General features: G+C 40.7%; 13 protein-coding genes. 4 read left to right on the top strand and 9 right to left on the bottom strand.

What is annotated here, in order from left to right; translation table 11 throughout:
* The first annotated feature begins 28 nt into the window (after nt 1-28).
* Nucleotides 29-652 carry a HEAT repeat domain-containing protein gene (locus ACOB80_RS11205; RefSeq protein WP_473165922.1) on the top strand — a complete coding sequence of 208 codons (624 nt, stop codon included), beginning with the start codon at nt 29-31 and terminating at the stop codon, nt 650-652.
* 22 nt (nt 653-674) lie between these two features.
* Here ACOB80_RS11205 and ACOB80_RS11200 read toward each other — a convergent pair whose 3' ends face one another.
* The 9 genes from ACOB80_RS11200 to rpmE form a co-directional block, all read right to left on the bottom strand.
* The gene (locus ACOB80_RS11200) at nt 675-1,658 is read right to left on the bottom strand and encodes a tetratricopeptide repeat protein (RefSeq protein WP_473165921.1); all 984 of its coding nucleotides are present in this window, start codon (nt 1,656-1,658) and stop codon (nt 675-677) included.
* 96 nt (nt 1,659-1,754) lie between these two features.
* Nucleotides 1,755-2,423: a phage tail protein gene (locus ACOB80_RS11195; protein WP_473165920.1), complete on the bottom strand. Its 669-nt coding sequence runs from the start codon at nt 2,421-2,423 to the stop codon at nt 1,755-1,757.
* 67 nt (nt 2,424-2,490) lie between these two features.
* On the bottom strand, nt 2,491-3,312 hold the full coding sequence (locus ACOB80_RS11190) for a PEP-CTERM sorting domain-containing protein (RefSeq protein ID WP_473165919.1): 822 nt from the start codon (nt 3,310-3,312) through the stop codon (nt 2,491-2,493).
* Between the two features lie 177 nt (nt 3,313-3,489).
* Nucleotides 3,490-4,557 carry an alanine racemase gene (alr, locus tag ACOB80_RS11185; RefSeq protein ID WP_473166284.1) on the bottom strand — a complete coding sequence of 356 codons (1,068 nt, stop codon included), beginning with the start codon at nt 4,555-4,557 and terminating at the stop codon, nt 3,490-3,492.
* Nucleotides 4,558-4,565: 8 nt separating this feature from the next.
* Nucleotides 4,566-5,984 carry a replicative DNA helicase gene (gene dnaB, locus ACOB80_RS11180; RefSeq protein ID WP_473165918.1) on the bottom strand — a complete coding sequence of 473 codons (1,419 nt, stop codon included), beginning with the start codon at nt 5,982-5,984 and terminating at the stop codon, nt 4,566-4,568.
* Between the two features lie 168 nt (nt 5,985-6,152).
* A complete protein-coding gene (locus ACOB80_RS11175; RefSeq protein WP_473165917.1) occupies nt 6,153-7,100 on the bottom strand; it encodes a DUF4097 family beta strand repeat-containing protein in 948 nt (315 codons plus the stop codon).
* 10 nt (nt 7,101-7,110) lie between these two features.
* Nucleotides 7,111-7,617, bottom strand: a complete 507-nt coding sequence (locus tag ACOB80_RS11170; RefSeq protein ID WP_473165916.1) for a hypothetical protein — start codon at nt 7,615-7,617, stop codon at nt 7,111-7,113.
* Entirely contained in the window at nt 7,614-8,186 is a 573-nt protein-coding gene (locus tag ACOB80_RS11165) for an RNA polymerase sigma factor (protein ID WP_473165915.1), read from the bottom strand. The genes ACOB80_RS11170 and ACOB80_RS11165 overlap by 4 nt, the downstream gene beginning before the upstream one ends.
* Nucleotides 8,187-8,330: 144 nt before the next feature.
* A complete protein-coding gene (gene rpmE, locus ACOB80_RS11160) occupies nt 8,331-8,543 on the bottom strand; it encodes a 50S ribosomal protein L31 (protein WP_473165914.1) in 213 nt (70 codons plus the stop codon).
* A gap of 211 nt (nt 8,544-8,754) precedes the next feature.
* Here rpmE and priA point away from each other — a divergent pair, with 211 nt between their 5' ends.
* The 3 genes from priA to hslV all read left to right on the top strand — a co-directional run bounded on the left by priA (nt 8,755) and on the right by hslV (nt 12,232).
* Nucleotides 8,755-10,947: a primosomal protein N' gene (gene priA / locus ACOB80_RS11155; RefSeq protein ID WP_473165913.1), complete on the top strand. Its 2,193-nt coding sequence runs from the start codon at nt 8,755-8,757 to the stop codon at nt 10,945-10,947.
* 93 nt (nt 10,948-11,040) lie between these two features.
* On the top strand, nt 11,041-11,595 hold the full coding sequence (locus ACOB80_RS11150; RefSeq protein ID WP_473165912.1) for an SPOR domain-containing protein: 555 nt from the start codon (nt 11,041-11,043) through the stop codon (nt 11,593-11,595).
* Between the two features lie 118 nt (nt 11,596-11,713).
* Nucleotides 11,714-12,232, top strand: a complete 519-nt coding sequence (gene hslV / locus ACOB80_RS11145; RefSeq protein ID WP_473165911.1) for an ATP-dependent protease subunit HslV — start codon at nt 11,714-11,716, stop codon at nt 12,230-12,232.
* Nucleotides 12,233-12,249 lie beyond the last annotated feature (17 nt).

Raw genomic sequence — 12,249 nt, 5'->3', positions numbered from 1 at the left:
GCACGAGTTAGAGAGGAGCAAAAAAGCGATGAATAAACTTTTTATTTTTATCAGTTTACTTCTCACTTTTGTTTTAGGAATTCTATTCGGTAAGACGCTAAATACAGTTCAACCTACAACAGTGAATTTAACTGAGACTGTAGCTGAAAACACACGTGAGCCTTCAAAACAAGAGTTAAGCGACTCTTCTAACCCTACTTCTACCAACAATATCAACGCTAATCTAGAGGCTGCACAAGCTTATAGGTATACTGACGGTGTCTTAAAAAATAACGCCTTTAATACAACTGAAAAATTTCAGCTAGAAGAAAACACTAGGGTTGAAATAGCAAACAAAATTGAAATTATTCGAGAACTAACAGATGAGAAACATATTACCCAACTAGCAAACTGGCTTGGCGATAACTCAGCACAAGTCCGCAAAGAAGCGATTAGGGCTCTTGGTATTATAAGAACAGATAATGCCATTAGAACGCTAGGTCAGGCACTATTTTCAGAGCCACTAGAAGACAACAGGTTATATGCCATCGAGATTCTTTCACATCACCTCGACATTGAATTTTCAAAGCATTTGCTTGCCAATGCCATGAAAAATGACAAAAGCCTAAAAGTACAATCGGCTGCAGCCAATGCGCTTGGCGACCAAATTTGATGACAAAGTTTACTGACTAAAGCTAGAATTTGCTTAAATGTTCAGTAACTTTTTGGTCTAACGACGGCCTCCATCCTACTGGCATTTCTTTATCAACTTTATGCATTAGCTCGCTTATTTCACTTTGTTCATCTAGTGCTGTTGCGCTCAACTTCGCTGCCTTTCCCCAAACATAAGCTTTAGCTAACGCTGCTTCTTGCCATTTACCAGACTCTGGATCTTTAGGCGCATTCGCGTAAATCTTAGCTGTTTCTATGTAGGCGGGAGAATAACCCAATGTTGCTGATTTTTCGAACCAATGTAAGGCACTGTCGACATCAGCATTAGTGCCCAAACCATCTCGATTTATTTTACCAAGAAAGTAGTACGCTTCAGGATTTTCAAAATTTGCTGCCGTTAGAAACCAGTGAGTCGCTAATTTTATTCCGTCATCTCGTTGAGCATTTAAATACATTTTACCGACACGAACCATAGCGGGCGAAGAGCTTTGCATCGCTGACTTTTCACATAACGCAATGGCTTTGTTCACGTCTATTTTAGTTTCAATTCCTTGATAATAAATATCCGCGATATTGCATAAAGATATATGATGGCCAAGCTGTGTGGCCAAGTCAAAGCTATCTATTGCTTTACCAATGTCTCTTTTTTGATGATGCCCTTTTAAATAACAGTTACCTAAACGGTCTAAAGCTACGGGAATTTCTTTTTTAGCTGCCTTCTCATACCACTGGCATGCCGTTTTCTTGTCTTCGTTATAACCGTTTCCATAGAAATACATATCACCAAGTAACCACTGTGCAATACCATCATTTTCATTCTTGGCTAACGTTTTCAAGAGCTTCGACGCTTGGATATACTCTTGCTGCTTTATAAGTGATAGTGCTTTCTCAAGTTTTGTGTTTTGGCTATCACCTTGCTGAGTTACCGTTTGTTTATTTTTAGCGAATGCTTCCGTTCCAAGAAAGATAACAACTAAACTAATGGCTATTACTAATAAATTTGACATAAATGACTCTACTATTCCCTGCTTTCTCGCTTTTTTACATTATAGGTGCAAAAAAAAATCGCTGTAAACACAGCGATTTTTGATACTGAACACAAATTAATTACGAGACGGGTATGTACCCACTGTCGCTATAACGTGATAGATGCCTAAATATGGCATGCGATTTTCGTGAGACTGAGAACCACCGGTATTAGTAACAGTCGTTGAGGCACTACCAGAGACAGTCGCGGCAGCTGAACTCATCGTAACATCAGGCGCACTAGTACTGTATATATCAGTTCGGCTCTTAGTTGAAAGCACTGTACCGTCAGGCGTACCTGAATCGCCTGTACCGGAGTAGCCGTGTAAGTTCACTTGCAAGCTACTAAGTGTCGTTGTAGCACCATGGTTATGAGCAGGCATTTGAGCGATGGTTAAAGTGACTCGCTCTTGTCCTCCACGTTGCCCCCAAGCATAAGTTGATAATCCTGGGCCTTGTCCTGGATGAATAGCGGTACGACCTCGTAAATCCGGTAATGCAAATGTTGTTCTACCATCTCCACCGTAGGTTGTACCTAACAGAGAGAAAAGAGCGCTATTTGAGGAAATTGCCAAAAGTTGACCATTACAAAAAGCAGTTCCACGCGGTGCAAAACCAAACCCCACCATGGTAATTTCGCCTAGATAAGCGTCAGTACCTGCTTGTGCGACAGGAGCGACTGTTGCAGTTAATGAAGCAGCTATCGCGGCGGCTAATGAAATTGACTTAACAGTTTTCTTTAACATTTTTATGTCCTTCTAATGCCAGCGTACAGCATTCCCGCTGATTACTATGAATGTTTCTCTTAACTTTCTATGCTCTTCTTCTTACCAGTAAACCTAAGCCTGCCAACATGAACAATAGAGCAATATTAGGCTCTGGAATAGGATTAGGGTTGCTCGAACCGTTTGTAACTCGTGATGAATTAATAGTAAACGATTGATTAAAGTCGCTTTCGCTTGTACCTGAGTCAAAATCGCCACCCGTTAGCGTATAAATTAGGTCAATGGTCATGATTTGCCCTGGGTTTAACGTGAAAGTAAATTGTCTGTCATCGTTATGCGTTAACGTACCACCAAAACCAGGCAAGCCAACGCCATCTTCTTCATTGCCATTCAAAGAGTCTGAAATAAGATCTGAGAAAAATATTTCAGAACCGTCTTGCTCGATAATAAATTCAGAATCTGCAAAAGCATCATTGCCACTAGCACTAACGGTATTTAGAAAACTCAAGTCAAAGATGATTTCTATAATATCGGTCAACGAGGTGTTATTGAGAGTAATTGTAGAATCAATGCCTATCGCAAACTCGTCATTAATGATTTGCCCATTTGTTGCACCATCGAAGCCAACACCGTCCCCATCTTCCAATAAATCACCGGTAAGCGGATTGGGATTGGCTGTATCACCAGAAAACGTAGCTGATGTTTCTGTACCACCTTCAGTCACACTAAAAGAGCCTGAAGTATCACCGAAACTATGGCCGTTTTGTCCGCCATCAAATTCTGTAGAAGTCGATATCATTAAATCTGCAGGAATGAGGCTAGCCATGGCAACATTGCTAAAGCCAACCAAGAATAATAATGTGGTTACCAAATACTTAACTGAATAAACCGAATGCTTGAAGGATTTCATCGTCACTCTCCATGTTACTTATCGTGGGTATTAAGATTTTGAGTAAGTATGCATGAAGTAGACCAGCCCAATTAATGGCTGTTTTTTATACGATTTTTAGACAGGATAGCCAAGTATTAGCAAAATATGTAAAATTTCCTGACACAAAAATGACATAAACATCCTTGTCTATCGCGCTTAGATTAAGGTCACTTTTACTCGACGTGCGACGTTACATAGTAACTCATAAGGAATTGTTTCGGCACATTCTGCGATACGCTCTACAGGTAATCCATCTCCCCATAACGTTGCAGTATCACCCACTTCATCAATGGCTTGTGGACCTAAATCCACGGTTATCATATCCATAGCAACACGCCCAACAAGAGGTACTGTTCTACCATTTATTAGAACTGGCGTACCTTCAATGGCATGTCTTGGGTAGCCATCGCCATAACCAATAGCGACAACTGCTAAGCGAGTATCTCGAGGAGCTTGCCATACGGCACCATAGCCAACACAATCTCCCTTTTTAATGTGTTTGATGGCAATGATGCTAGATTTTAACGTCATAACCGGTGCAAGTTCGGCAATAGGGGTAGATAGCATAGGGCTAACGCCGTACAAAGCCAGCCCAGGCCTTAACCACTGAAAGTGGCTTTCTGGCCAAGCACAAACACCAGCCGAATTAGCTAAACTCTTATCTAGTGTTAATCCTTTAGTAACAGCTTCAAACTTGGCAATTTGCTGTCTGGTTCTAACATTTTTCTCGTCATCTGCGCAGCCTAAATGACTCATTAGCACTATGTTGTCTTGAACATTACCACTAGCCGATAAACGCTCAAAATATTGGTCGAATTCTTCAATTTCTATTCCTAATCGATGCATTCCAGTATCGATTTTCAACCACACTTTAATTGGTTTAGTTAGCTTAGCGTTGCAAATAGCTTCTAATTGAAGATTGTTATGAATAACCGTTTGTAAGTCGTTTTCCTCAATCACCGACAGGTCGCGTTCATCAAAAAAGCCTTCTAACAATAAAATAGGTTTAGCGACCCCTTCGCCCCTTAATTGCAAAGCCTCTTCGATTCTAGCGACACCAAAGGCATCGGCTTGTGATAACGCTTTGGCAATACGCGATAAGCCATGCCCATAAGCATTAGCTTTAAGTACTGCCAATACTTTACTGTTTGGCGCTTTTTTTTGAATATAGGAGAAATTTTGGTTTAGCGCTTGTAAATTAATACATGCCGTAGCCGTTTTAATTAACATGCTTAATCTTCTTCAAGAACATGTGGTCCGGCGTAATTGTCAAAGCGCGAAAACTGGCCTTGGAATGTTAAAGGTACACGTCCAATCGGCCCGTTACGTTGCTTACCAATAATAATCTCAGCCATTCCTTTAAATTCAGAATCGTCGTGGTAAACCTCGTCACGATAAATAAACATAATTAAATCGGCATCCTGCTCGATAGAGCCTGATTCACGTAAATCTGAGTTTACTGGGCGCTTGTCAGCACGCTGCTCCAAACTACGGTTAAGCTGAGAAAGGGCAATAACAGGAATTTCTAATTCCTTTGCTAACGCCTTCAAAGAGCGAGAGATCTCTGCAATTTCTAAGGTACGGTTATCTGAAAACTGAGGGGCACGCATTAGTTGAAGGTAATCAACCATTATCATGCTTAAACCACCATTATCTCGAGCAACACGTCTAGCTCTAGAGCGGACTTCTGTTGGTGTCAAACCGGCGGCATCATCAATGTACATTTTGCCCTTTTCAAGCAATAACGCCATGGTCGAAGAAAGTCTTGCCCAATCTTCATCATTTAGCTGACCAGTTCTAATTTTGGTTTGATCGATTCGCCCTAAAGACGCCAACATACGCATCATAATTTGTTCTGAAGGCATCTCTAAAGAAAAAATTAAACATGGCTTGTCTGAGGTCATTGCGGCACTTTCACACAAGTTCATCGCAAACGTTGTTTTACCCATTGACGGTCGAGCGGCGACGATAATTAAGTCTGATGGCTGCATACCAGCAGTCATTTTATCTAAATCAGAAAAGCCTGTGGTAACCCCTGTTACACCGTCATGCGGTTGCTGATAAAGCTTTTCAATTCTATCAACAGTTTTCTCTAACACCGCATGGATATTTTCTGGACCTTCCGACTTATTTGCTCGCTTTTCTGCTATTTGGAAAACTTTCGTTTCTGCCAAGTCGAGCAAGTCAGCACTGGTTCGCCCCTGTGCATCAAAACCTGCCTCGGCAATTTCATTAGCAACGCTAATCATTTCCCTTGTTACTGCACGCTCGCGTACAATTTCCGCATAAGCGGTAATGTTGGCAGCACTTGGGGTGTTTTTCATCATCTCTGCGAGATAAACAAAACCACCAGCATCTTCGAGCTTTTGGTCGTTTTCTAATGATTCAGACAGCGTAATTAAGTCGACTGGCTCTCCTAACTCAATAAGCGCACCAATCGTTTCAAATACTAAGCGATGTGAGCGACTATAGAAGTCTTCAGCAACTACCCTTTCACTCACTCTATCCCATGCTTCGTTGTCCAGCAGTAAACCACCTAAAACAGATTGTTCAGCTTCAAGTGAATGCGGTGGAACTTTCAACTCATCAACAAGTTGATCATGTTTTTTATTGGAAGGCTTTGTGAATTTTGAAGGCTTACTATCTGCCATTTAAATACCTAGAACATGTTGAAGAAAAGCAGCAAATCAAGGGTGCAATTCAGTAACTTTTATAATTGCGGTATTATGGCTTAGTTAATCGATATAAGCAAAGAGAGGTGAACTGACGAAGACTATTAAGCGTTATAATTTTCGTCAGCGCACTCATTGATTGAATTATTACTTGTAGTACAACTTAATAGTACCACTTACCGTTGTACCTTTTACGCTAGCTGAACCACTGCCAGTGCTAAAGCTCAGTTTTGCACCCGGACCATACTTAGCGTACGTTGTTTTATCATCGGTTAGCTTGTTAACAATATCGCCACCAGCATTCGCCTTTAAACGAAAGTTAGCATCTACCGGCTCGATAAAGCCTAACGACATGTTACCGCTCACCGTTGACATCTTTAAGTGACCATCAGCGCTTAAACCGAACTTACCTTTAATATCGCCACTTACCGTTGAAAGGTCGAACTCTTCAACACTTGCTAGATCGAAGTCAATGTCGCCAGATACTGCACTTAACGACACTTCACTTGCAGTAGAAGACGTTTCGATACTGCCGCTTACTGAACGAAGGTTAATTCTCCCAGCTGAGTTAGCATCACTTACATCACCACTTACTGAAGATAAATAAATTTTTCCATCAAGATCTCTAGCATCGATATCACCGCTTACGGTTGAAAGGGATATGTGCCCTTTACCAGTTTCCATGTCGATATCACCGCTCACAGTTTTTATTTCGCTATCAGCAAGCAAATTTTTCAACACTAAGCTCGTTGACACCCCTATAAATTCAACTGCAGATTCCTGAGGAATGTGAATCACTAAATCTGAGCCTTTAAAGTTTCTATTTTTAGAGTTATTTGGAATTTGCACCTTGATATTAACGGTTGAGCCACTTTGCTCGAAAATAAATTCAGTGGTTTGATCGTCAAGCTCACCTTTTACCGCTACTTTTGCTTGGTTCCATGATTTTATCTCAACTTTGCCACGCACATTTTCGATAAATACTGATTTAACACCTTCAACGTCTAACGTTTTATTAACGCTTTCGCCAGCAAACGCTTGCATTGAAAACAATGTAGTCATTAAAACGGGGATAATATTGTTCTTTGAAATCATTTTTAATTCCTTAAATTGTTTGCCATTGAGGCGAAATTACTTGATTAAGTAAGTCTAATTCTTGTTTTTGAGTCCAACGTAACAACTCAATCAAATCGCTATTAGTTGGATCTTGTGCCAGCGCTTTAACAATAGCCCGTTGTGCATCACTTAGTTCCTTAAGCTGGGTTTGAATATCATCTGAAAAAGCAGAACTATCACTTTTTCCTGCACTGGCTAACATCAATCCTTTTTGTTGCTCAAACTCTTTTGACATTACCGTAGCAAAGTCTACTATCGTGTCATTTTGGCTAGTCGCTGGGGACAAGGTCATCCAGCCAGTAAATACAGCAGTGCATATCGAAGCTGCTACCGCAAATGTTGCCCTTTTGTCAGCTCGTACTATTTTCGCTTCAACTTGTTTAGACTCAACAATTGCTTTTTCAATACCTGACCATAAATCTCGAGAAGGTTCAATTTCTTTTGATAGTTCAGCAACTTGTTCATTAAGTGATACGTCTAAATCTTGCTTACTCATGATGCCTCCTCCGCCAATGATTGTTTTAATAACGTTTTAGCTCGGTGATATTGCGCTTTGCTAGAACCAACAGCCATATTTAACATCTTACCAATCTCTTCATGACGGTAACCTTCTACTGCAAATAACACGAACACTAGCCTAGCTCTTTCTGGTAAACGCTGAATGTGACGGTCAAGTGCAGATATATTATCGTCGTTGTCTAATTCAACAGTTTGTTCAACCGTTTTTTCTTCAATACTAAATACGCGTTGAATCCAATTTTTTTGTTGTCTTACGTGCCCTAAAACGACATTGGTTGCAACACTGTGTAGCCAGGTTGAAAACTTACTCTCTCCTCTAAAATTTCCAACTTTATGCCACAACTGAACAAAAACCTCTTGGCAAACATCTTCAGCACTATCCTTATCTGCTAGCATGCGCCAGCAAAGTCCGTATATTCTGCGATGATGTCGATCATACAATTGCTGAAAGGCGTGCATATCACCTTTTTGTGCCTCAGCTACCAAAGGTAAATCTGGGTCTTGTTCAAAACGCTTTGCAGCTTTTATTACTGATGAGTTACTCAAACAGACTAACCTTATTCCATGTTTGTTGTTTATTTAGATGCAGTATGAAGAAAAAGGGTTTAAAGAGATAGAAAATAATTTTAATAAATATTTCAAATACAAAAAAAGCGCCTTAAAGGCGCTTTTTCTCTCGGGATTGGATATTTACTTCTTACCCAATGCACCGAAACGCTTGTTGAACTTGTCAACACGACCACCAGTTTCAGCAGCTTTTTGCTTACCAGTGTAGAATGGGTGACACTCTGAACAAACGTCTAAGTGAATGTTTTTACCTAACGTTGAACGTGTTTTGATAACGTTACCGCAAGAACAAGTAGCGTCGATTTCAACGTAATTTGGGTGAATACCGTCTTTCATGGAAAACCTCTATATATAGGCCGTATCGCCACTTGGTCAATTTTTGCCAAGCACCATACGTAGTTAAAATTAATGGGCGCGAATAATACTCAATTAGTGCCGCAATAGCAAGCACATCATTTTAACTTTTTCAAAGTAGTTAGTTTTAGATAAGTCTTGGCATCAACTCATTAATCGCTAAAATAGTAAAAAAAGCTAAATAAGTGTCGTAGTGCTTACCGAAACTTTCATCAATGTCGCAGTACCAGTTCCTTTGCGTCAATTGTTTACATATTCTTTTTCCCAAGATGAGAACGCAGCTCCTTTACAAAAAGGAGAACGAATGCTCGTCCCATTTGGCAACAGAAACCTTATCGCCATATATGTTGGTGAGCACCATGATATCCCCGAAAATCAAGAAAAAATAAAACCCATCATTAAACGCCTCGACAATGTAGCCGTTATTCCAAATGCTAGCTTGAGGTTTATCGATACGGTTGCCAGTTACTACCAGCACCCAATAGGGGAAATCTTTCACCACGCCTTACCTAAGCTATTAAGAACCATCAATGAGCAGAAAAGAGAGCCACTACTTCATTGGACAGCTACAGATAAAGAGACAGACGAAAACAAATTAAATAGAGCTAAAAAGCAAGCTTCTCTATTTAGGTTATTGAATAAGCGCTCGTTGAGCTGGCCTGAAATAAAGGCTCTGGGTTACTCGAAAGCTCAGCTAAATGCCTTAAACGATAAAGGGCTTATTCAAAGTAAAGAAGTCGTTATGCCTGAATTTTCTTGGCAGGACAATAATTTAAATGAAAGCAATAAACACCAGTTATCTGCCGAGCAGTCGATTATTGTTTCCGCGATTCAACACACGCATAACAAGTTTGCCTGTCATTTAATTGATGGCATTACTGGCAGCGGTAAAACAGAAGTCTACCTCCAGGCAATGGAGCACACCTTAAAACAAGGGCAACAAGTATTAATGTTAGTGCCAGAAATTGGGCTAACGCCACAAATGCTTACCCGTTTTGAACAAAGGTTTAATGTTCCTATTTTTTTGCATCATTCTGGCTTAAATGACAGTGAGCGCTTATCAACTTGGCAACATGCTGCAAAAGGACAAGCCGCGATAGTCATTGGCACGCGTTCTTCGATATTTCTGCCAATGAATAAACTCGGTTTAATTTTAGTTGATGAAGAGCATGACAGTTCTTTTAAGCAACAAGATGGTTTTAGATATCACGGTAGAGATTTAGCGATATTAAGAGCAAAGCAGCTTAATATTTCCATTGCATTAGGTAGCGCAACGCCAAGTTTTGAATCTTTGCAAAATGCATTAAGCGAAAAATATCATTACCATCAATTAAACAAACGTGCTGGCAATAGTAAACCAGCAAAAATTGAGCTAATTGATCTAAAGCAGCAACAAATAACCAGTGGTCTTTCGCATTCAGTCATAGAGCAAATGAAGCAAACACTTGAGCGAAATGAACAAGTACTGGTATTTCTAAATAGACGCGGCTTTGCGCCTGCAATTCACTGTAAAGAGTGTCACTGGGTATCAGAATGTACTCGCTGTGATCGTCCTTATACTTATCACAAATCGCAGCAGGCATTAATATGCCACCACTGCAATAGTCAACGCAGGCTTCCTCCGCAATGTCCGAACTGTGGGAGTATTAGGTTAGAGCCTCTGGGACAAGGAACAGAGCAAGTCGAAAGCTGGCTTGAGCAACATTTTTCAGAGTACAGCTGCGTTAGAATAGACAGAGACAGTACTCGTCAAAAAAACGCACTAGCAAAATTATTAGAAGAGATTAGCGATAAAAAGCACCAAATACTCATTGGTACGCAAATGTTAGCAAAAGGGCACCATTTTCCTGACGTTACCTTAGCCGTACTGTTAGATATTGACGGTGCTCTTTTCAGTTTTGACTTTAGAGCCTCAGAACGAATGTCTCAACTTATTGTACAGGTAGCAGGTCGCTCAGGAAGAGCAAGTAAACCTGGAAAAGTACTCATCCAAACCTATTACCCTGAGCACTCCTTGTTGCAGGATTTAGTCAATAATGGCTATCGACATTTTGCCGAGCAAGCGTTAACAGAGAGAAAATGGGCGAAACTGCCCCCCTTTGGCTATCAGGCGTTAATACGCGCCGAAGCAAATTACCCGAGTTACCCTGAGCAGTGGCTTCGAGCCATTAGTCAATTAGACCTCAAATGCCAAATAGCCGGCCCTATGCCTTCCGCAATTGAAAAGAAAGCAGGAAAGTTTCGCTATCATCTTTTAATGCAAGGGACCGACAGAAGGCAGTTACATCAATCTGTTTTGACGGTGATACAAGCATCTGAACAAATCGAACTCACCAAAAAGGTAAGGTGGTCTATTGATATTGACCCCATGGATCTTAGCTGGTAATTTGCACTTTAAGTCGAGTAATCCTTCTTTTTTACTTTGGCTAGGTTAAAATAGTAAGTTCAGTTTTTAGATTTATTCATTGTAGTTCGTTCCATGACACACCAAGATTACGTTTCGCGCTCTCGTGCCCCTAAAAAGAAGGCTAATGGTAAGAAAAACCAAGCAGCCCCAGAGAAGACAGGTATGTCAACTCAGTTTAAGTTGGTGCTGAGTATAGCCATTATAGGGGTAGCTGGCTTTGGTTACATGTTATGGAGCATAAAAGACATAGAACCTGATACCACGCCAAAAACCCCCAGCAAAACAGTAGAAAAGAAATCAGATTTACCTAAACCGCCGGAAGAAAAGTGGCGCTATATGGAAGAGCTTAAATCAAAAGAAGTTGAAGTTGGTCAATACGAAGTTAAAGATAAGGGCCCATGGAAAATGCAATGTGGTTCGTTCCGTTCACGCCAGCAAGCAGAAAAAATGAAAGCGACTATCGCCTTTTCAGGGTTATCATCAACCATCAGCAAATCCAATGGTTCTAATGGCACTTGGTTTAAAGTGGCACTAGGTCCATACGAGAAAAAGCGTGAAGCTGAAAAAGATAAACACAAGCTGCGCAATAATAATATTTCTACCTGTCAAATCTGGCTTTGGCAATAAACCACAGTTAAGGCGTATTGCTTTTACAATACGCCTCTTGAATTTACATCCCCTGCCCCCACTTATAATTTCATTGAGAAGATTTGACCTTATCTAAGGTCAAGATTGAGGTGAACAAGTGACTACAATAGTTTCAGTAAGACGCAATGGCAAAGTTGCCATTGGCGGAGATGGCCAAGTATCTCTTGGTAATACAGTAATGAAGGGCAACGCAAAAAAAGTACGTCGCCTATACAATGATAAAGTACTGGCAGGTTTTGCTGGTGGCACAGCTGATGCGTTTACACTGTTTGAACGTTTTGAAAGCAAGTTGGAAATGCATCAAGGGCATTTAACTAAAGCGGCGGTTGAACTTGCTAAAGACTGGCGCAGTGACCGCGCTTTGAGAAAGTTAGAAGCCCTGTTAGCGGTTGCCGACGAAACAGCTTCTCTCATCATTACTGGCAATGGCGACGTGGTTCAACCTGAGCACGATCTAATCGCTATCGGTAGCGGCGGAAACTTTGCTCAAGCAGCAGCAACGGCTCTACTAGAAAACACCGAACTTAGCGCCACAGATATTGTTGAAAAATCATTGAAAATAGCTGGTGACATCTGCGTATTTACCAACCACAGTCACACCATTGACGAGCTATAGAAAAGAATTCGAGGAAA

It is taken from the genome of Thalassotalea coralli (genome assembly GCF_055786205.1).
Note: the sequence above shows the minus strand (reverse complement) of the source record. Positions and strands in the feature narration are given on the sequence as shown.